Raw genomic sequence first — 20,208 nt, 5'->3', positions numbered from 1 at the left:
ATTCCGCGGATGCGTCGAGTGTCACGGGTCACAGTAGGGATGTCAACCCCCTCGGCCGTGCCGTGCGAGGCGCTGCAGATCGAAGGTTGACAGCGCGTGTGACCGCTGTCACTCTTCGTTCTATGGAATTGCTGTTTCGCGATACGGAATCCAAGAGCCGCGCGAATGACGGCGGAGAAGAGCACCTCCGTCACTGCCTCGACATCCCCCGGTGGGGCCGGGCGCTGCTCGCGCTGACGCCCTTCGCGGACGAGAGATCGCTGCACACCGCGGTGATGTCGGTGGCCGCCCCGTTCACGCCCGCCGAGATCGACGGTGCGCTCCGGCACCATCCGCGCATCGGGGACCGGCCCGTCGGTGACGACGCCGGCGCCGCGTTCGCACGCTCGGAGCAGTCCGGCGTGGACAGCTCCGATGCGCGGGTCGTCGCTCGGCTCGCCGCCGGCAACGAGGAGTACGAATCGCGATTCGGTCGGGTGTTCCTCGTCAGAGCGGCCGGCCGGAGTGCCTCCGACGTGCTCGCCGAGCTCGATCGGCGACTGGGTCACGACGAGTCGACCGAACTCCGCGAAATCGAGGACGCTCTGCGTCAGATCGCCGCTGTGCGGCTCCTGGGACCGGGTGTCCTGTGACCGAGCCCGCTCACGTCACGACGCACGTACTCGATGCAGCCGATGGGGTTCCCGCACAGGGCGTGTCGGTCGTACTGGTGCGTGAACGCGACGGCGTGACCCTGGCCTCGCGCGTGACGGACGCGCAGGGGCGCATCACCGATCTCGGTCCCGCCCGCCTCGAACCGGGCGTCTACCGGCTGACCTTCGACACCGCGTCCTACTTCGCGCGCGGGGGCCGTCCGACCTTCTATCCACGGATCGACATCGCCGTCGACATCCGTTCCGCCGACGAGCACTACCACGTACCGATTCTTCTCAGCCCGTTCGCGTACACGACCTATCGAGGGAGCTAGACATGAGCACGATCGTTCTCGGAGCCAACCAGTACGGCAAGGCCGAATGCCGCCTCGTGCGCATCGACAGGGAGACCCCGCGCCACCGCATCACCGACATCTCGGTCACGTCGCAGTTGCGAGGAGATCTGTCCGCGGCGCACACCGACGGCGACAACGGTCATGTCGTCGCGACCGACACACAGAAGAACACCGTGTACGCGTTCGCACGCCACGGGATCGGTGCCATCGAGGAGTTCGCGCTGCGTCTCGGGCGGCACTTCACCACCGATTTCGACTGGATCACCGGCGGCCGCTGGGAGATAGAGCAGTACTCGTGGGACCGCATCCCGACGGGACCGGAAGGGCACGATCACTCCTTCGTCCGTGCCGGCGACGAGAAGCGCACCACCATCGTGACCGTGGACGGCGACGACACCTGGATCGTCTCGGGCCTCAGCGATCTGGTGGTGCTCAAGTCGACGGGCTCGGAGTTCTGGGGCTTCCCCACCGACAGATACACCACTCTGCAGGAGACGACGGATCGCATCCTCGCCACCTCGGTGAGTGCACGGTGGCGGTACCTCACCACCGAGCTCGATTTCGACAAGACGTTCACCGACGTCCGCTCCATCATGCTCGAGACCTTCGCGACGGTGCATTCACTGGGGTTGCAGCAGAGCCTGTTCCAGATGGGGACGAAAGTTCTGGAGGCGCATCCCGAGATCGGTGAGATCAGATTCTCGATGCCCAACAAACACCACTTCCTCGTCGACCTGGAACCGTTCGGGCTCGACAACCCCGGCGAGGTGTTCTACGCCGCGGACCGGCCCTACGGGCTCATCGAGGCCACCGTCGAACGTGACGACGCCCCCGACGCCGGCCGGGCGTGGGACACCGTTCCCGGATTCTGCTAGGAGACGGCGATGACACGCGCAGCGCACGATCCCGCCCGCCCGGAGGACGAGCGGCTGAGTCTCGGCAAGACCTACGTCTACGGCCTGCAACACATCCTGACGATGTACGGCGGGGTCATCGCGCCTCCGCTCATCGTCGGCGGCGCCGCCGGTCTGTCCGGTACCGACATCGCGATCCTGGTGTCGGCGGCCCTGTTCGTCAGCGGCGCGGCGACTCTGCTCCAGACACTCGGGTTGCCGTTCGTGGGCGCCAAGCTACCTCTGGTGCAGGGCATCTCGTTCGCCTCCGTGTCCACGATGGTGGCCGTCGCGAGTGGGCCCGGTGGGCTGAACGCGGTGTTCGGCGCCATCATCGCCGCCGGTGCCATCGGCATCCTCGTCACACCGTTCTTCAGCAGGATCGTCCGCTTCTTCCCACCGGTGGTCACCGGCACCATCATCACGGTCATCGGAATCTCGTTGCTGCCCGTGGCCTGTCGGTGGGCCATGGGTGGGACGGAGTCCGCGCCGGACTGGGGGTCGACCTCGAACATCGGGTTGGCCGGTGTCAGTCTCCTCGTCGTCCTCGTCGTCAGCCGGTTCGCGCAGGGCACAGTGTCGCGCCTGTCCATCCTGATCGGCATCGTCGTCGGCACGATCGTCGCGTCGCTCGTCGGCGAGGCCGACTTCGGTGACGTGGGCAGGGGCGCGATCTTCAGTCTCCCGGAGCCGTTCGCCTTCGGGACGCCCGTCTTCCAGATCGGGGCGATCATCTCGATGGTCGTGGTCATCCTCGTGATCATGACCGAGACGACGGCCGACATCCTCGCGGTGGGTGAGATCGTCGGCACCGACGTCGATTCCCGCCGCGTCGGGGACGGTCTCCGGGCCGACATGCTCGCCACCACTGTTGCCCCGATCTTCGGGACGTTCCCCGCGAGTGCCTTCGCACAGAACGTCGGCCTCGTGGCGGTGACGGGTATCAAGAGCAGGTTCGTGGTGGCCGCCGGTGGATCGGTCCTGCTGGTGCTCGGGTTGTTTCCCGTCCTCGGACGTCTCGTCGCCGCGGTACCACTGCCCGTGCTGGGCGGCGCCGGCATCGTGTTGTTCGGTTCGGTGGCGGCGAGCGGCATTCGCACCCTGTCGAAGGTCGACTTCGACGGCAACCTGAATCTCGTGATCGTGGCCGTGGCCATCGGATTCGGCGTGCTTCCCATCGCCGTGCCCGGGTTCTGGTCGGCGTTCCCGGAGTGGGTGCACGTGGTGTTCGACTCGGGAATCAGCGCGGCGAGCATCGTCGCGGTGATCCTCAACATCTTCTTCAACGAGATCACTGCCGGTCGACGGTCGTCGCCGTCGGTGGTCGCAGCGGCACCACCCATCGTGGTCGAGCGAAGGGAATGAGCCGTTTCTTCCGCCTGGTGGAATAGGCTCGGCGGCATGGAGTCCAGTGGCGGCGTGCAGTCGGTCGAGCGCGCGTTCGACCTTCTCGAGATCATGGCCGGTGCGGGCGGGTCGGTCGGTGTCAGCGAGCTGGCCGAGGCGGCCGAGCTGCCGATGCCGACCATCCACCGTCTGCTCAAGACCCTGGTGGCGCTGGGATACGCACGCCGACTCCCGTCGCGCCGGTACGCCCTGGGGACACGGCTCATCGCCCTCGGTGAGCGATCCGCCAAGCTCATCGGCTCGTGGGCTCGTCCCTATCTGGCGGAGCTCGTGTCGATCACGCACGAGACGTCCAACATGGCGTTCCTCGAGGACGACATGGCCGTGTACGTCGCGCAGGTGCCGTCCGAGCATGCGATGCGCATGTTCAACGAGGTGGGTCAGCGCGTGTTCCCGCACAGCACCGGGGTGGGAAAGGCGTTGCTCGCGCAGCTGCCCGACGAGGAGGTGCTCGCACTGCTCGCCCGGACGGGGATGGCGCCGAAGACGGTCAACACTCACACCACACCCGCGGCGCTCCTCGCAGATCTCGCCGTGATCCGCGAGCGCGGGTACTCCGTGGACGAGGGGGAGCAGGAAGTGGGGGTGCGGTGCTTCGCGGTTCCGGTGATAGGCGCCCCGACACTCACCGCGATCTCGATCGCGGGCCCGTCCGCCCGCGTCACCCCCGACACCGCGAACGACTATGTGCCACTGCTCGTCTCGGCCGCCGAACGACTGGCGAAGGACCTGGCCGCGGACGGTCTCGGTCGCCGCTGACTAGACTCGATCCATGGCTGAACTGTGGGTCGATCGCACCGGGACACGTCGTTACACCGGCAAGAGTTCGCGCGGTGCCGAAGTGCTCATCGGGTCCGAGGACATCGAGGGTGTCTTCACTCCCGGTGAGCTGCTCAAGATCGCTCTCGCGGCGTGCACGGGCATGAGCTCCGACCGTCCCCTCGCCCGCCGGCTCGGTGACGACTACGACGCGACCGTCCGGGTGTCGGGCGTCGCCGATCGTGACGAGGAGCGCTACCCGCGGCTCGAGGAGGTGCTGACGGTCGACCTCAGCGCCCTCGATCCGGAGGCCAGGGAACGGTTGCTCACCGTCGTCACCAAGGCCGTCGACAAGGTGTGCACGGTGGGGCGCACGTTGAAGGCGGGCACCGAGGTGGACCTCCGTATCGAGGTCGAGGAGTGACGGCAGTCGACCTCGAACGGCTGAGCGCGTGGGTCCACGGCAGTGTCCAGGGCGTCGGTTTCCGCTGGTGGACGCGGTCGCGCGCGTTGGAACTCGGGCTCGTCGGATCAGCGACCAACACGTCCGACGGCCGGGTGCACGTGGTTGCCGAGGGAGATCGAGCTGATCTCGAGGCGCTGCTCGCCGCTCTGCGATCGGGTGACACCCCGGGCTCGGTGACCACCGTGGTGGACAACTGGGAATCCGCGCGCGGCGGACTCGACGGGTTCGTCGAACGCTGAGAGAGCAGGGCTGGGTAGTCTGAACCGCCATGCACCTCAAGAGTCTGACGCTGAAGGGCTTCAAGTCCTTCGCCTCGGCGACGACTCTGCGTTTCGAGCCCGGCATCACCTGCGTCGTCGGCCCCAACGGGTCCGGCAAGTCGAACGTCGTGGACGCCCTGACGTGGGTCATGGGGGAGCAGGGCGCGAAGGCGCTGCGCGGCGGCAAGATGGAGGACGTCATCTTCGCCGGCACGTCCGGACGCGCCCCGCTGGGCCGGGCCGAGGTGACGCTGACCATCGACAACAGCGACGGCGCGCTGCCGATCGATTACTCCGAGGTCTCGATCACCCGCCGCATGTTTCGCGACGGTGCCGGCGAGTACGAGATCAACGGCAGCTCGTGCCGACTGATGGACGTCCAGGAACTGCTCAGCGACTCGGGCATCGGCCGTGAGATGCACGTCATCGTCGGTCAGGGTCGACTCGCCGCCATTCTCGAGTCGCGGCCGGAGGACCGGCGCGCCTTCATCGAGGAGGCCGCCGGCGTCCTCAAGCACCGCAAGCGCAAAGAGAAGGCCGTCCGCAAGCTCGACTCCATGCAGGCCAACCTCGCGCGTCTGACGGACCTCACCACCGAACTGCGTCGGCAGCTCAAGCCCCTGGGCCGACAGGCCGAGGTGGCCCGGCGCGCGCAGACCGTGCAGGCGGACCTCCGCGACGCGCGCCTGCGCATCGCCGCCGACGATCTGGTGACACGCCGGACCGAACTGGCGGAACAGTCGCACGACGAGACGAAGGCTCGCGAGGAGTACGCCGCTGTCCAGGACGCGTTGGCCGAGGGCGAGGCGGTGCTGGCCGAGGGCGAGCAGGACCTTGCGCGACTCACCCCGAGCGCGGAGGCGGCGGCGCAGACGTGGTTCCAGCTGTCCGCTCTCGCCGAGCGTGTCGGCGCCACCGTGCGCATCGCGACCGAGCGGGCACGTCACCTCGGTGACGAGCCGGAGGACCGCCGCGGTCCCGACCCGGACGAGCTCGAGCAGCGTGCGGACCGGGTCGCCGAGGAAGAGCTGCAGCTGACCGAGGCGGTGGAGTTCGCGCGCGCCACCCTCGATGCCGCGAGGGAGCAGCTCGCGGAACGGGAAGCGGCCGCGGCGGACGCGGAGCGCGCCCACGCCGCTGCCGTGCGCGCCGTCGCCGACCGCAGGGAGGGCCTCGCGCGGCTCTCCGGTCAGGTGGACGGGCTGCGCGCTCGGGCCGAGTCGTACGACACGGAGGTGGCCCGTCTCGCGACCGCGATCGAGGACGCGAGGCACCGCGGCGACGCCGCACAGGCCGAGTTCGACATCGTCCAGGAGAAGGTCGGCGAACTCGACGCCGGTGAGGCGGGACTGGACTCGCAGCACGAGAATGCTGTCGAGGCACTGGCCATCGCCGACGCCCGCGTCGCGGAACTGCAGACGGGAGAACGGGAGTCGAGCCAGCGAGTGGCATCGCTGCGCGCCCGGATCGACGCTCTCACGATGAACCTGGAACGAGGCGACGGCGGTGCGTGGCTGGGGGAGAAGCAACAGCACGGCGTCGTCGGCAGGTTGGGCGATCACCTCACCGTGCGGCCGGGCTACGAGGTGGCGGTGGCCGTGGCGCTGGGAGCCGCGGCCGACGCCGTGGTGGTCTCGTCGGTCGAGAACGCCCGCGAGGCGGTGTCGGCGCTCAAGAGCGAGGACGCCGGCCGCGCGGCGATCGTCTACCCCACGGGCGCGGCGTCCGAGGAGCGGACGATCGGCTCCGGCACCTCGATCCTGTCGGTGATCGAGGCGTCCGAGTCGGCGCGCGGCGCGCTCGCCTCGTTGTTGGCGGGCACCAGCGTCGTCGACACGCTGGAGGAGGCCACCGCCCTGGTCGAGGACAGCGCCGACGTGCGCGTCGTGACACGCGGCGGCGACCTGGTGGGGCGCGGGTGGATCACCGGTGGGTCGGACCGTCGACCCAGCACGCTCGAGGTGCAGGCGGCCATCGACGAGTCGGTGACCGAACTGGCGGCGACGGAGCGTCGGACCGAGGAACTCGCCGCGGCGCTGTCCGGGGCGCTCGCCGAACAGGCGGACCGCCGGGAGGCCGCCGATCAGGCGTTGGCCGCGCTCACGGAGTCCGACGCCGCGATGTCCGCGGTGTACGAGCAACTCGGCCGACTGGGCCAGGTCGCCCGTGTCGCGCATGCCGAGTCGACCCGGCTGCAGTCCCAGCGCGAACGGGCCGAGCATCAGCGGGACGAGGCGGTGACCGCGCTCGCCGAACTGGAGGAGCGCGTGCGCCGGGCCGAGGACGACCAGGGCGGCGACGCCGACGGGGACGGTGAGGCGGAGGAGTGGGCGCGGGCCCGCGAGGACGCTGCCGCAGCGGTCACCGAGGTGCGGTCCGTCGAGGTCGAGGCCAGATTGTCCCTACGCACCGCCGAGGAGCGCGCCGACTCGGTCCGCGGCAAGGCCGACCAGCTCCGTCGGCAGGCACGGATGGAACGAGAAGGCCGTGCGCGGGCCGAGCGGGCACGGGCACGCCGCGTGCAGTCCGCTGCGGTGGCCGCCGCGGTCGCCGAGGCCGGGACTCGTGTCGCCGGACGGCTGGAGCGCGTCGTGGCGGACGCTGCCGTGCGCCGCGACGAACTGGCTCGCCGTCGTTCCGACCGAGCGGCCGAGCTGGACCGGACGCGGGAACAGGTTCGCGCCCTCGCCGCGCGCGCCACGCAGTTGACCGACGCGGTGCACCGCGACGAGGTGGCCAAGGCGCAAGCGGTGCTCCGCATCGAGCAGCTCGAACAGAACGTGGTGGAGCAGTTCTCCATCGCGCCCGACGACCTGATCGCCGAGTACGGACCCGACGTCACGCTGCCGCCGACCGACCTCGAGATGGCGGAGTACGAGCAGGCGAAGGAACGCGGCGAGCAGGTGGTGGCCCCGGCCCCGATGCCGTTCGACCGCGCGGAGCAGGAGCGCCGGGTCAAGCGTGCGGAGAAGGACCTCGCGACGCTGGGCAAGGTCAACCCGCTGGCTCTCGAGGAGTTCGCCGCCCTGGAGGAGCGCTACAACTTCCTGTCCACCCAGCTCGAGGACGTGAGGTCGGCGCGCAAGGATCTGTTGGGCGTGGTCGCGGACGTCGACGCCCGCATCCTGCAGGTGTTCACCGAGGCCTACGCCGACGTCGAGCGCGAGTTCGTCGGCGTCTTCGCCAAGCTCTTCCCGGGCGGTGAGGGCCGACTGGTACTGACCGACCCCTCGGACATGCTCACCACCGGCATCGAGGTCGAGGCCCGTCCGCCGGGCAAGAAGGTCAAGAGGTTGTCGCTGCTGTCCGGCGGCGAGAAGTCGCTCACCGCGGTCGCGATGCTCGTCGCCATCTTCCGGGCCCGGCCGTCCCCGTTCTACGTCATGGACGAGGTCGAGGCGGCGCTTGACGACACGAACCTCCGTCGCCTCATCGGCCTGTTCGAGCAGCTGCGGGAGAAGTCGCAGCTCATCGTCATCACGCACCAGAAACCCACCATGGAGGTGGCCGACGCGCTGTACGGCGTGAGCATGCGCGGCGACGGCATCACGACGGTGATCTCGCAGCGGTTGCCCAAGCGTGCCGTCCTCGAGCCCGCGGGGGAGGTGGCGACTCCCGAGCCACCGTCCTGACAGGATGGTCGACGTGACTACCGAACTGTGGATCGTCGTGGCGGCCGTCCTCGCACTGCTCGTCGTCGTTCTCGTCGTCGGGTTGGTGTTGCAGCGTCGTCGCCGCATCTCCCTGGCCCGTCCGGACACCACCGAGCAGGTCCGCGAGGTCGACCGATCGGGTGGCTACAAGGCCGGGACCGGATTCGACTTCTCGCAGGGCACGGCGGCTCCGCCCACGCCGGCGCCCCGGAAACCGATCCCCGAACCCACCCTCGAGCGCACCGACACCGACGATCAGCCGCGGGTCGGTGACGACGCGTCGGTTCCTCGCGACGCACCCAAGCGGGGCATCACCGACATCTCGCTGCCCGACCCGGTGCTCGACGAGCCCGCTCCGGCCACGGAGGCACCGCCTGTCGAGACCCCGCCCGTGGTCGTCCCTCCGGTGGAGGAGGAGACGCCCGCAGAACCGGCGAGCTCCGCTCCGGTGCTCGACGAGATCGAGCCCACGTCGGGCCGCCTCACCAAACTGCGCGGTCGACTGTCTCGATCGCAGAACGCCGTGGGCCGGTCGTTGCTCGGACTGCTCGGTGGCGGCGACCTCGACGAGGACTCGTGGGAGGAGGTCGAGGACACCCTCCTCGTCGCCGACCTGGGGAGTGCGGCGACCGCCGAGATCGTCGCGACGCTGCGTGAACAGATGGCCGTGCGCAACGTGCGGACGGAGCCCGAGGCCCGCGCCCTGCTGCGCGAGGTGCTGATCGAGCAGCTCACCCCGTCGTTCGACCGCTCGATCCGTGCGCTGCCGCACGGTGACCGGCCGTCGGTCCTGCTCGTCGTCGGCGTCAACGGCACCGGCAAGACCACGACGACCGGCAAGCTCGCCCGCGTCCTGGTGGCGGACGGTCGTCGGGTCGTGCTGGGCGCGGCCGACACCTTCCGCGCCGCGGCGGCCGACCAGCTGCAGACGTGGGCCGAGCGCGTGGGCGCCGAGGTGGTGCGCGGCAAGGAGGGCGCCGATCCGGCCGCCGTCGCGTTCGACGCCGTGACGCGCGGCATCGCCGACGGAGTCGACGCCGTGCTCATCGACACGGCGGGCCGACTGCACACCAAGACCGGACTGATGGACGAGCTGGGCAAGGTCAAGCGCGTCATCGAGAAGAAGGCGCCCGTCGACGACGTCCTGCTCGTGCTCGACGCGACCATCGGTCAGAACGGTCTCGCGCAGGCCCGGGTCTTCGCTCAGGTCGTCGACATCACCGGCGTCGTGCTTACCAAGCTGGACGGCACCGCCAAGGGCGGCATCGTGTTCCAGGTGCAGCGTGAACTCGGTGTCCCGGTGAAGCTCGTGGGCCTCGGTGAGGGCGCCGACGACCTCGCTCCGTTCGAGCCCGGCGCGTTCGTCGACGCTCTTCTCGGCTGACCGCGAGCCCCGCTCGGGCCGCCGAGAATTCGACTCTCGTCGAGTCCTCGGCGGCCGAATCGGGTGAAAAGACCGAGACGCAACACGGTCGCAACATGATTCGGCTGTGCGTTCACACCGACGAAACACCGCAGTGTCGTCGCCGAAACGTCGAGTGAGCACCCTTCTCCTCAGGTCGTCAGCCGCCATCGGCTGGGGCGAGGAAGAAGGAGGAGGCTCAAGGTGGATTTTCCCACTATCGGTGCGCCCGACACCGGTGACACCGCATGGATGCTGACAAGCGCGGCATTCGTGTTGCTCATGGTTCCGGGTCTTGCGTTCTTCTACGGCGGCATGGTCCGCGCGAAGAGCGTGCTGAACATGATCATGATGAGCATCAGCGCGATGGGCGTCGTCGGCGTTCTCTGGGTGCTGTACGGCTACTCGGTCACGTTCGGCGAGGACAAGGGCAACCTGATCGGTGACCCGTTCCAGTACTTCGGGCTCAAGGGCCTGATCGGCGGAACGTACCTCGCGTCCGAGGACGAGGCCGGTGTGCTCACCGATGCCGCGATCCCGCTCGTCGGCACCATCCCCGCGACCGTGTTCGTCTCCTTCCAGGCCATGTTCGCGATCCTGACGGTCGCGCTCATCTCCGGCGCTGTCGCCGACCGCATGCGCTTCGGACCGTGGCTGCTGTTCGCCGGACTGTGGGCGACCCTCGTCTACTTCCCGGTCGCGCACTGGGTCTTCTCCTTCGACGAGGTCACCACCACGACCGGTGGCTGGATCGCCAACAAGCTCGCCGCGGTCGACTTCGCAGGCGGTACCGCCGTCCACATCAACGCGGGTGCCGCGGGTCTGGTGCTCGCCGTCATCCTGGGCAAGCGCAAGGGATGGCCGGGTACTCCGTTCCGCCCCCACAACCTGCCGTTCGTCATGCTGGGTGCCGGCCTCCTCTGGTTCGGTTGGTTCGGCTTCAACGCCGGTTCCGCCGTCGGCTCCAACGGCATCGCCGGTGCCACCTTCGTCACCACCATCGCGGCCACGGCCGCAGCCATGCTGGCCTGGCTCCTCACGGAGCGCATCCGTGACGGGCACGCGACGAGTCTCGGTGGTGCGTCGGGCATCGTCGCCGGACTCGTGGCCATCACCCCGGCCTGCTCCTCGGTCAACATCCTCGGTGCACTCGTCATCGGCGTCGTCGCCGGTGTGCTCTGCGCACTGGCCGTCGGCCTGAAGTTCAAGTTCGGTTTCGACGACTCGCTCGACGTCGTCGGCGTCCACCTCGTCGGCGGTCTGGTGGGCACGCTGCTCGTCGGACTGGTCGCCACCTCCGAGGCACCGGCCGGTGTCGAGGGGCTGTTCTACGGCGGCGGATTCGACCAGCTGTGGCGTCAGGCAGTCGGTGCCGGCGCGGTGCTGCTCTACTCTCTGGTGGGTACGACCATCGTCGCGCTCATCGTCAAGTACACCGTGGGCCTCCGGATCGACGACGATGGTGAATCCATGGGAGCCGACGAATCGGAACATGCCGAGACCGCCTACGACTTTGCGGCACTCGGTGGGTCAACACTGGGACGCGTTCCCAGCAAGGAGGCGTGAGACATGAAGTTGATCACTGCAATCGTCAAGCCGTTCACTCTCGAGGACGTCAAGACGGCTCTCGAGCAGGCAGGCGTTCTCGGTATGACCGTGAGCGAGGTACAGGGGTACGGCCGACAGAAGGGCCACACCGAGGTCTACCGCGGTGCCGAGTACTCCGTGGACTTCGTTCCCAAGGTGCGCGTCGAGGTCGTCGTGGACGATGCGGCCGTGGACAAGGTCGTCGAGGTCATCGTCGAGGCAGCCCGTACCGGCAAGATCGGTGACGGCAAGGTCTGGGTCTCGCCCGTGGAGGCCGTCGTGCGCGTGCGCACCGGCGAGCGTGGCTCCGACGCTCTCTAGTTCCCGTCAGTCCGGCCGCGGATCCGCCTCGTTCGACGGGGCGGATCCGCGGCCGATCTGTTTCTCGGCGACACGACACCAGAAGGAGTGAGCCCCGTGGGAGGTTCCGAAGCAGCGGCGGATCTCGTCCGAGCGCGCGAGCAACTGCTCGCCGGCCAGGGCCGGAATCGACGACTGGACGCGACCGCGTTGCGCCAGGCGCTCGTCGATCTGCACGAGTTCTGGCTGACCACCAAGGGTTCCGAGGTGGGCATCAAGCCGGACAGCGGATTCGCCATCGTCGCCGTCGGCGGGCTGGGTCGCCGCGAGATGCTGCCGTACTCGGACCTGGACCTGGTGCTGTTGCACGACGATCTCGATCCCGCGCTCGTCAGCGGTGTGGCTGACCAACTCTGGTACCCGCTGTGGGACGCGCACATCAAGCTCGATCACAGTGTCCGCACGGTTCCGCAGGCTCTGGACGTGGCCGCCCACGACATGACCGCGGCCCTCGGTCTGCTCGACGCCCGACACATCGTGGGCGACGCCGAACTCAGTTCGATGTTGATCGACGGGATCCGGCGTCAGTGGCGCATCGGGATCCGCGATCGGTTCGACGAGTTGCACGCGCTGACCCGCACTCGCTGGGGGCGTAGCGGCGAGATCGCCCACCGGGCCGAGCCCGATCTCAAGAGTGGACGCGGCGGACTGCGCGACGTGCAGCTGCTCGACGCGCTCTCCATCGCGCAGCTCACCGACGCGATGCCGGGCCTCGGGCCCGAATCACCGGGCGGTGGACTGGATTTCGCTCACCGACGGATCCTCGACGTCCGTACCGAGCTGCACCGGGTGGCGGGCCGTGCCCGTGATCAGCTGCGAGCGCAGGACGCGGACGAGATCGCCGCCGCGCTCCGAATCGGCGATCGGTTCGATCTCGCACGCGTACTGAGTGATTCGGCGCGCACCATCGTCTACTCGACGGACGTGGGCCTGCGTACCGCCGGGAATGCCATACCGCGACGCGGACTCTCGCGTCTCCGCCGGGTACCTGTGCGTCGGCCCCTGGACGAGGGGGTCGTCGAGCACGCCGGCGAGGTGGTGCTGGCGCGGGACGCCCGCCCCAACAAGGATCCGGGACTGATCATGCGTGTCGCAGCGGCCTCCGCGGTGACAGGGATGCCGATGTCCGCGTCGACCCTGGGCCGGCTGTCCGACAGTGCACCGGAACTGCGCGAGCCGTGGCCGAAGGAGGCACTGAACGACCTGCTGGTGGTCCTCGGATCCGGCCGCCGCGCCATCGACGCGATCGAGGCTCTGGACCGGACGGGCCTGTGGGGGCGTCTGCTTCCCGAGTGGGGGGCGGTGCGCGACCTGCCGCCGCGCGACGCCGTGCACACCTGGACCGTGGATCGCCATCTCGTCGAGACCGCCGCTCACGCGAGCGGTTTCACCACCCGGGTCGCGAGGCCCGACCTGCTGGTCCTCGGGGCACTGCTGCACGACATCGGCAAGGGCCGCGGGGGAGACCACAGCATCGTCGGCGCGGATCTGGCCACGCAGGTGGGCAAGCGGCTCGGTCTGTGGCCGTCGGACGTCCGGCTGCTCGAGGCGATGGTGCGCCACCATCTGCTCCTGCCGGACACCGCGACCCGACGCGACCTGGACGATCCCGCGACGGTGCAGCGGGTGGTCGACGCGCTGGACGGCGATCCGATCCTGCTCGAACTCCTGCACGCGCTGGCCGAGGCGGACTCGCTCGCGACGGGACCCGGTGTCTGGGGGGACTGGAAGTCCTCGCTCATCGGTGAGCTCGTGCGGCGCTGCCGCATGATCATGGCCGGTGAATCACTGCCGACGCCCGATCCGATCGACGCGGCGCTCGCGGCCCGCGCCGCCGAGGGCGGAGTCGACGTCGATCTGCAGCCGTCGGACAGTCCGCACACGTTCGAGGTGACGGTGACCGCGCCGGACAGGCTCGGCCTGCTGTCCAACGCGTCGGGCGTGCTCGCTCTGGCCGCGCTGCGGGTGCTGTCCGCGTCCGTGGTCAGCGCGAACGGGTTCGCGATCAATCGCTTCGTCGTCACGCCCACCTTCGGGGCGCCGCCCCAGCCCGGCCTGCTGCGCCAGGAGCTCATCCGGGCACTCGACGGGGACCTCGAGCTGCTCGCGCAACTCGACCTCAAGGAGGCCGGGGCACGGATCGCCGCGTCGGACGGCGATCTCGGAGCGCTCGACTCGTCGGAGGTGCTGCTGTACGCGCAGGCGCCGCCGCGGGTGCTGTGGTTCGACGGTCCGGACGGTGACTCCGTGATCGTGGAGGTCCGCGCCGAGGATCGGCTCGGGCTGCTGTGCCGGCTCTCGTCCGTCTTCGAGAAGCACGGTGCCGACGTGCGCTGGGCCAAGGTCACCACCCGCGGATCCTCGGTGGTGGACGCGTTCTGCGTCGACACCAGCGGGGCGTCGGAGGGCGGCGCCGGATCGCGGGCACAGCGCGAGGAGCTCGAACGCGCGCTGCTGGCCGTCGTCCCCGCCCTGCGTCCGAAGGAGCCCGAGTCGGACGACTGAGGTAGGCGTCGGGCCGGGCCACCGCCGGGTCGATCGACCGTTAGTCTGGTCGACGGAGTCTTCACTTCTCTCGCGATGTTCAGGAGTATCGGTGTTCGAATCACTGTCCGACAGATTGACCGGAAGCCTCAAGGATCTGAGAGGCAAGGGTCGGCTCTCGGGCGCCGACATCGATGCGGTGTGCCGCGAGATCCGCCTGGCACTGCTCGACGCCGACGTCGCGCTGCCGGTCGTGCGCGCTTTCATCACTCGGATCAAGGAGCGCGCGAAGGGCGCCGAGGTCTCCGCTGCTCTCAACCCCGCGCAGCAGGTCGTCAAGATCGTCAACGACGAGCTCGTCGGCATCCTCGGTGGCGAGACCCGGCGGGTGGAGTTCGCGAAGAACCCGCCGACCGTCATCATGCTGGCCGGTCTGCAGGGCTCCGGTAAGACGACACTCGCCGGCAAGCTCGCCAAGTGGCTCAAGGACCAGAACCACACCCCGCTCCTCGTGGCCTGCGACCTCCAGCGCCCCGGTGCGGTGAGTCAGCTCCAGATCGTCGGCGAGCGTGCGGGCGCCGCCGTCTTCGCGCCGCATCCGGGCACGTCGATCGGCGGCGGCGAGAATGCCCTCGGCGTGACCGCGGCCGATCCGGTGGAGGTCGCTCGCGCCGGTGTCGCGGAGGCCAGGGCCAAGCAGTACGACGTCGTCATCGTCGACACCGCGGGCCGTCTCGGTATCGACACCGAGCTCATGGGCCAGGCCGCCGGTATCCGCGACGCGACGAACCCCGACGAGATCCTGTTCGTGCTCGACGCGATGATCGGCCAGGACGCCGTCAGCACGGCGCAGGCCTTCCAGGACGGTGTCGGCTTCACCGGCGTCGTGCTGACCAAGCTCGACGGCGACGCCCGCGGTGGCGCCGCGCTGAGCGTCCGCGAGGTCACCGGTCGACCGATCATGTTCGCGTCGACGGGCGAGAAGCTCGAGGACTTCGAGATCTTCCACCCGGATCGCATGGCGAGCCGCATCCTCGGCATGGGCGACCTGCTCAGCCTCATCGAGCAGGCCGAGACCGTCTTCGACGCGAAGCAGGCAGAGGACACCGCCGCGAAGATCGGGTCCGGCCAGTTGACGCTCGAGGACTTCCTCGAGCAGATGATGGCGATCCGCAAGATGGGACCGATCGGCAACCTGCTCGGCATGCTGCCCGGTGCCGGTCAGATGAAGGACGCCCTCGCGTCGGTGGACGACAAGCAGCTCGACCGCGTGCAGGCCATCATCCGCGGTATGACACCCGCCGAACGGGCCGATCCGAAGATGATCAACGCCTCCCGTCGTCTGCGCATCGCCAACGGTTCCGGTGTGAAGGTCTCCGACGTCAACCAGCTCGTCGACCGCTTCTTCGAGGCCCGCAAGATGATGGCGTCGATGGCCGGCCGCATGGGCATGCCCGGCGCGCGCAAGCAGGTTCAGCGCAGCAACAAGAAGGGCAAGAAGGGGAAGAAGGGCGGTCGCGGACCCACACCGCCGAAGGGCGTGCGGGGAGGCTTCCCCGGTATGCCGGGCGGAATGCCCGCGGGGATGCCCGATCTGTCCTCGATGCCGAAGGGCCTCGACCAGCTTCCGCCGGGCCTCGAGGGCATCGACCTGTCGCAGCTGAAGCTCCCCAGGAAGTAGGGCGGAGCACGCGGTGCGCATCTCGCCGAGTCTGCATCTGCGCGGCGTCGTGCTGCCCGGCCACGACGAGGTGGACGTCTGGGTGCGAGACGGCCTCGTCTCACTGAATCCGGTTCCCGGTGCCACCACGGTGGCGCGGGGCGGCTGGATCGTTCCGGGTCTCGTCGACGCGCACTGCCATGTCGGTATCACGTACGGCGGCGGGCACGAGGATCACGACGGCACCGTCGCGCAGGCCACCACCGAGCGCGAGGTGGGTGCGCTGCTGCTGCGTGACGCGGGATCGCCCGTCGACACCCGCGCACTCGACGACCACGAGGATCTGCCGCGCATCATCCGTGCGGGTCGGCACATCGCGATGCCCAAGCGCTACATTCCCGGCCTCGCCGTCGATCTCGAGGACGAGTCGCAACTGCCCGAGGCCGTGGCTCAGCAGGCGCGCCTCGGCGACGGGTGGGTCAAGCTGGTCGGCGACTGGATCGACCGCGAGGTCGGCGACCTCGCACCCTTGTGGGACGACGCGGTCCTGCGCCGGGCCATCGACGCCGCCCACGCCGAGGGCGCCCGGGTCACTGCGCACGTCTTCGGCGAGGACGCGCTGCCCGGGCTGATCGGTGCCGGCATCGACTGCATCGAACACGGCACCGGCCTGACCGACGAGACCATCGAGATGATGGTCGAGCACGGAACCGCACTGGTGCCCACGCTCATCAACATCGAGACCTTTCCGTCGATCGCCGACTCGGCCACCCGCTATCCGCGCTACGCCGATCACATGCGCGATCTGCACGCCCGAGTGGCGGACACGGTGGGGCGCGCGCACGACGCCGGAGTCCCGATCTACGCGGGCACCGACGCGGGCGGCAGCATCGAGCACGGGCGGGTGGCCGACGAGGTGGCGGCGCTGGTGGGCGTGGGCCTGTCGCCGACCGACGCCCTGGGTGCGGCCAGTTGGACGGCGCGGCGGTGGCTCGGGCGTGCGGGCATCGAGCACGGCGCACCCGCGGATCTGGTGTTCTACTCCACGGACCCACGAACCGGGCCGGACGTCCTGTCGGCGCCGGACGTGGTGGTCTTGCGCGGCCGGATCTGGTGACCGGGCTGGGATTATGACGCTCGGGCGGTGTCTGGCAGAATAAGTCGCTGTTCGCCCGTCTCCGGTTCCGTACCGAGCGGCGGTCACAACACCCATCCACCGCAAAACCGGGTGCGCATGCCGTGCGCATCGCTGAATTGCGCCGTGACCAGCGGTCGCGTCCTGCGACCACATCGAAAGAGGCTTCGTTTCACATGGCAGTCAAGATCAAGCTCACCCGTCTCGGCAAGATCCGCAACCCGCAGTACCGTGTCGTCATCGCCGACGCGCGTACCCGTCGCGGTGGCCGTGCCATCGAGACCGTCGGCAAGTACCACCCGAAGGAAGAGCCGTCGCTGATCGAGATCGATTCCGATCGCGTGCAGCACTGGCTGAGCGTGGGCGCACAGCCCACCGAGCCCGTCGAGGCACTCCTCAAGATCACCGGTGACTGGCAGAAGTTCAAGGGCCTGCCGGGCGCCGAGGGCACGCTCCGCGTCAAGGAGCCGAAGCCGTCCAAGCTGGACCTGTTCAACGCTGCGCTCGCCGCCGCCGACAACGAGCCCGTCGCCGAGGCCACCACGCCGAAGAAGAAGAAGGCCGCCAAGGCCGACGACGCCGAGAGCGCACCGGCAGACGAGACCGCCGACGCCACCGCCGAGTCCACCGAGAAGTAGGACCCACCTGTGAGCACCATGGTCGCCGACGCCGTCGAGCATCTGGTTCGCGGCATCGTGTCCAATCCGGACGACGTTCGTGTCGAGATGATCACCGGTCGCCGTGGCCGGACCGTCGAGGTGCACGTGCACCCCGACGATCTGGGCAAGGTCATCGGCCGTGGCGGTCGTACCGCCACCGCGCTCCGTACCCTCGTCTCGGGTATCGGCGGCCGTGGGATCCGTGTCGACGTCGTCGACACCGATCGCTGATCACCGACGTGGAGCTCGTCGTGGGCCGCGTGGCCAAGTCGCACGGCATCAAGGGCGAGGTCGTCGTGGAGGTCCGCACGGACGATCCTGACGAGCGGTTCGCTCCGGGATCCGTTCTGCACGGCCGTGCGCGTCGCGACGACAGCACGACCGACTACACGGTGGAAGCCGCCCGGGAGCATTCCGGGCGGCTTCTGCTGCGTCTGAAGGGAATCGACGATCGCAGTACCGCCGACGCGATGCGCGGCACCCTGTTCGTCGTCGACACCGCGGATCTACCCCCGTCCGACGATCCGGACGAGTTCTACGACCACGAGCTCGAGGGCATGACGGTGCAGTTCGCTCCGGATCACGAGTCGGCGGGCACGGTGATCGGCACGGTCAGCGAGGTGCTGCACTCCGCTGCGGGGGAGTTGCTGTCGATCACGCCGGCCGACGAGAACGTCGGCCGCGAACTGCTCGTACCGTTCGTGTCCGCGATCGTGGTGTCGGTCTCCCGCGAGACGCGGACCGTCGAGATCGACCCGCCCGAAGGGCTTCTGGACGGCGAGTGACCATGCGTATCGACGTGGTGACGATCTTCCCCGAGTACCTCGAGCCCATGCGTACCGCGCTGCTGGGCAAGGCCGTGCAGAACGGTCTGGTGACCCTTGGTGTCCACGACCTCCGGGACTGGACACACGACGTGCACAAGGCGGTCGACGACTCGCCCTACGGCGGCGGCCCCGGCATGGTCATGAAGCCGACGGTGTGGGGAGACGCGTTGGACGACGTCATGCGCGACGCCGACCCGATCCTGGTGGTGCCCACGCCCGCCGGAGTGCCCTTCACTCAGCGCACCGCCGAGAGATGGTCGCGCGAGGATCATCTGGTGTTCGCATGCGGCCGCTACGAGGGCATCGATCAGCGAGTCTTCGACGACGCGGCGACCCGGGTGCGCGTCGAGGAGGTCAGCATCGGGGACTACGTGCTCATCGGCGGCGAGGCCGCGGTGCTGGTGATGACCGAGGCCGTGACGCGGCTGCTGCCCGGCGTCCTGGGCAATCAGCTCTCGCACCAACAGGACTCGTTCTCCGACGGTCTCCTCGAGGGGCCGGGATACACCCGACCGGCCACGTGGCGCGGCCTGGACGTGCCGCCGGTCCTGTTGTCCGGCAACCACTCCCGCATCGAACAGTGGCGGCGGCAACAGTCGCTCGAGCGTACCGCTCAGCGCCGGCCCGACCTCCTGCCCTGACGCGATCTCTCAGGCGACGACCCCGGTGGGGAACAGGATCTTCAGCGCGCCGGTGACGGTGACGCGCGCGTGCTTGGCGCCGTCGTCGTCCGTCACCGCGGTGTCCGCCGTCGTCTCCGCGCTGCCGCCGTCCGCGCCGTACCAGGGATCCTCCCGCGAGAGCACCGCCACCACGTAGCGCTCCCCGTCGCCGACGAACCCGGTGCTCAGGTGGATCCACCGACCGTCGACGCAGCACATCCAGCCTTGCTTGACCCCGCGGACCGTCTCGCCCGGGAGTGCCCGCGGGATGCCGAAGGTCTGGGGATAGCCGTCCGCTCCCTCGGGGGTGAAGGCCTCGAGGTCTCCGACGACAGTCGCCCGGTCCGCCGGGTTCAGTCCGCCGGTGCCGTCGAGGACGGCGTCGTAGTACCTCACCAGGTCCGCCGCGGTGGTCCGGGTGTTCCACCAGATCCCGTCCGCCGACGCGGCGGTGGCGGGCAGGCCGTAGCGGCCGGCGACGCGTGCCACGACGTCGGATCCACCGGCGGCGTCCCACAGGACCTGTGCCGCACTGTCGTCCGACGACGAGAGCATCGGCGCGATGAGGGCACGGGACTCCTCGTCGAGGGCGAACTCGCCGCGCGACGAGCGGTAGAGCAGATCGTCGGCGATGAACAACTTGACCACCGACGCCGTCTCGATCGGATCGTTGTCACCGGAACCCATGTACGTCCCGGTCTCCCGATCGAGGAAGCCGATGGAGAGCGTCGCGCCGCGAGCGGCCGCGCCGTCGAGTGCCTGCTGCAGGCGACCGGTGAGGTCCGGTGCCATCGGCATCTCGGGTTCGGGGAACTCCGGTGCGACCGGGATCGTCGTCGCCGCCGGCTCGGCCGGCTGCGCGCAGGCCGCCGCCATCGTAGTGGCGAGCGCCACCGCCGCCAACATGGTGGAGGCTCGTCGCAGGCGCGCCGAAGGAGTTGTCACGTGACTACCGTTCTGTCATCGAGTGCCCCCACATTCGAGAGTGGACGTACCGGGCGCGTCG

The 20,208-nt window shown here is 69.2% G+C and carries 19 protein-coding genes; 18 read left to right on the top strand and 1 reads right to left on the bottom strand.

Annotated features, from left to right (window positions below; all coding sequences use genetic code 11):
* Positions 1 to 122 precede the first annotated feature (122 nt).
* From uraD to trmD, 18 genes are all read left to right on the top strand, one after another.
* Positions 123 to 632: a 2-oxo-4-hydroxy-4-carboxy-5-ureidoimidazoline decarboxylase gene (uraD, locus tag OG947_RS02715; RefSeq protein WP_328813051.1), complete on the top strand. Its 510-nt coding sequence runs from the start codon at positions 123 to 125 to the stop codon at positions 630 to 632.
* Complete coding sequence (uraH, locus tag OG947_RS02710) at positions 629 to 967, top strand: hydroxyisourate hydrolase (RefSeq protein WP_307092609.1); 339 nt, start codon at positions 629 to 631, stop codon at positions 965 to 967. Before uraD ends, uraH begins: the two co-directional genes overlap by 4 nt.
* A 2-nt stretch (positions 968 to 969) precedes the next feature.
* Complete coding sequence (pucL, locus tag OG947_RS02705; protein WP_204867885.1) at positions 970 to 1,863, top strand: factor-independent urate hydroxylase; 894 nt, start codon at positions 970 to 972, stop codon at positions 1,861 to 1,863.
* Positions 1,864 to 1,872: 9 nt separating this feature from the next.
* Positions 1,873 to 3,246 carry a nucleobase:cation symporter-2 family protein gene (locus OG947_RS02700; RefSeq protein WP_328813050.1) on the top strand — a complete coding sequence of 458 codons (1,374 nt, stop codon included), beginning with the start codon at positions 1,873 to 1,875 and terminating at the stop codon, positions 3,244 to 3,246.
* 36 nt (positions 3,247 to 3,282) lie between these two features.
* Positions 3,283 to 4,047, top strand: coding sequence for an IclR family transcriptional regulator (locus OG947_RS02695; protein WP_027505003.1), 765 nt, complete (start codon positions 3,283 to 3,285; stop codon positions 4,045 to 4,047).
* A gap of 13 nt (positions 4,048 to 4,060) precedes the next feature.
* A complete protein-coding gene (locus tag OG947_RS02690; RefSeq protein ID WP_328813049.1) occupies positions 4,061 to 4,471 on the top strand; it encodes an OsmC family protein in 411 nt (136 codons plus the stop codon).
* Positions 4,468 to 4,752 carry an acylphosphatase gene (locus OG947_RS02685; RefSeq protein WP_027505005.1) on the top strand — a complete coding sequence of 95 codons (285 nt, stop codon included), beginning with the start codon at positions 4,468 to 4,470 and terminating at the stop codon, positions 4,750 to 4,752. Before OG947_RS02690 ends, OG947_RS02685 begins: the two co-directional genes overlap by 4 nt.
* Before the next feature lie 29 nt (positions 4,753 to 4,781).
* Positions 4,782 to 8,405 (top strand): chromosome segregation protein SMC, encoded by a 3,624-nt coding sequence (smc, locus tag OG947_RS02680; RefSeq protein WP_328813048.1) that lies wholly within the window; start codon positions 4,782 to 4,784, stop codon positions 8,403 to 8,405.
* 4 nt (positions 8,406 to 8,409) lie between these two features.
* Positions 8,410 to 9,810, top strand: a complete 1,401-nt coding sequence (gene ftsY / locus OG947_RS02675; RefSeq protein ID WP_027505007.1) for a signal recognition particle-docking protein FtsY — start codon at positions 8,410 to 8,412, stop codon at positions 9,808 to 9,810.
* 222 nt (positions 9,811 to 10,032) lie between these two features.
* The gene (locus tag OG947_RS02670) at positions 10,033 to 11,394 is read left to right on the top strand and encodes an ammonium transporter (protein ID WP_027505008.1); all 1,362 of its coding nucleotides are present in this window, start codon (positions 10,033 to 10,035) and stop codon (positions 11,392 to 11,394) included.
* A 3-nt stretch (positions 11,395 to 11,397) separates the two neighbouring features.
* On the top strand, positions 11,398 to 11,736 hold the full coding sequence (locus OG947_RS02665; RefSeq protein ID WP_027505009.1) for a P-II family nitrogen regulator: 339 nt from the start codon (positions 11,398 to 11,400) through the stop codon (positions 11,734 to 11,736).
* 87 nt (positions 11,737 to 11,823) lie between these two features.
* Entirely contained in the window at positions 11,824 to 14,280 is a 2,457-nt protein-coding gene (locus OG947_RS02660) for a [protein-PII] uridylyltransferase (RefSeq protein ID WP_442973085.1), read from the top strand.
* Positions 14,281 to 14,371: 91 nt separating this feature from the next.
* Positions 14,372 to 15,940: a signal recognition particle protein gene (gene ffh, locus OG947_RS02655; protein ID WP_328813047.1), complete on the top strand. Its 1,569-nt coding sequence runs from the start codon at positions 14,372 to 14,374 to the stop codon at positions 15,938 to 15,940.
* Positions 15,941 to 15,971: 31 nt separating this feature from the next.
* On the top strand, positions 15,972 to 17,036 hold the full coding sequence (locus OG947_RS02650; RefSeq protein ID WP_328813954.1) for an amidohydrolase family protein: 1,065 nt from the start codon (positions 15,972 to 15,974) through the stop codon (positions 17,034 to 17,036).
* Positions 17,037 to 17,230: 194 nt separating this feature from the next.
* A complete protein-coding gene (rpsP, locus tag OG947_RS02645) occupies positions 17,231 to 17,692 on the top strand; it encodes a 30S ribosomal protein S16 (protein WP_027505018.1) in 462 nt (153 codons plus the stop codon).
* A 9-nt stretch (positions 17,693 to 17,701) separates the two neighbouring features.
* Complete coding sequence (locus OG947_RS02640) at positions 17,702 to 17,944, top strand: RNA-binding protein (RefSeq protein WP_027505019.1); 243 nt, start codon at positions 17,702 to 17,704, stop codon at positions 17,942 to 17,944.
* A gap of 8 nt (positions 17,945 to 17,952) precedes the next feature.
* Positions 17,953 to 18,498: a ribosome maturation factor RimM gene (gene rimM / locus OG947_RS02635; RefSeq protein ID WP_328813046.1), complete on the top strand. Its 546-nt coding sequence runs from the start codon at positions 17,953 to 17,955 to the stop codon at positions 18,496 to 18,498.
* A 2-nt stretch (positions 18,499 to 18,500) separates the two neighbouring features.
* Positions 18,501 to 19,181, top strand: a complete 681-nt coding sequence (gene trmD, locus OG947_RS02630; protein WP_328813953.1) for a tRNA (guanosine(37)-N1)-methyltransferase TrmD — start codon at positions 18,501 to 18,503, stop codon at positions 19,179 to 19,181.
* 9 nt (positions 19,182 to 19,190) lie between these two features.
* On the opposite strand, the gene OG947_RS02625 is transcribed toward trmD, so the two are convergent.
* Positions 19,191 to 20,147, bottom strand: a complete 957-nt coding sequence (locus OG947_RS02625) for a serine hydrolase (RefSeq protein ID WP_328813045.1) — start codon at positions 20,145 to 20,147, stop codon at positions 19,191 to 19,193.
* Positions 20,148 to 20,208 lie beyond the last annotated feature (61 nt).

The organism is Rhodococcus sp. NBC_00297 (assembly GCF_036173065.1).
Taxonomy (GTDB): domain Bacteria; phylum Actinomycetota; class Actinomycetes; order Mycobacteriales; family Mycobacteriaceae; genus Rhodococcoides.
This window is presented reverse-complemented; position numbering and strand designations above follow the sequence as displayed.

Coding starts and splice junctions, on each gene's coding strand:
- trmD (WP_328813953.1), top strand. CDS start 18,501: ATGCGTATCGACGTGGTGACGATCTTCCCCGAGTACCTCGAGCCCATG.
- OG947_RS02690 (WP_328813049.1), top strand. CDS start 4,061: ATGGCTGAACTGTGGGTCGATCGCACCGGGACACGTCGTTACACCGGC.
- rpsP (WP_027505018.1), top strand. CDS start 17,231: ATGGCAGTCAAGATCAAGCTCACCCGTCTCGGCAAGATCCGCAACCCG.
- ftsY (WP_027505007.1), top strand. CDS start 8,410: ATGGTCGACGTGACTACCGAACTGTGGATCGTCGTGGCGGCCGTCCTC.
- pucL (WP_204867885.1), top strand. CDS start 970: ATGAGCACGATCGTTCTCGGAGCCAACCAGTACGGCAAGGCCGAATGC.
- OG947_RS02700 (WP_328813050.1), top strand. CDS start 1,873: ATGACACGCGCAGCGCACGATCCCGCCCGCCCGGAGGACGAGCGGCTG.
- uraD (WP_328813051.1), top strand. CDS start 123: ATGGAATTGCTGTTTCGCGATACGGAATCCAAGAGCCGCGCGAATGAC.
- smc (WP_328813048.1), top strand. CDS start 4,782: ATGCACCTCAAGAGTCTGACGCTGAAGGGCTTCAAGTCCTTCGCCTCG.
- OG947_RS02665 (WP_027505009.1), top strand. CDS start 11,398: ATGAAGTTGATCACTGCAATCGTCAAGCCGTTCACTCTCGAGGACGTC.
- OG947_RS02695 (WP_027505003.1), top strand. CDS start 3,283: ATGGAGTCCAGTGGCGGCGTGCAGTCGGTCGAGCGCGCGTTCGACCTT.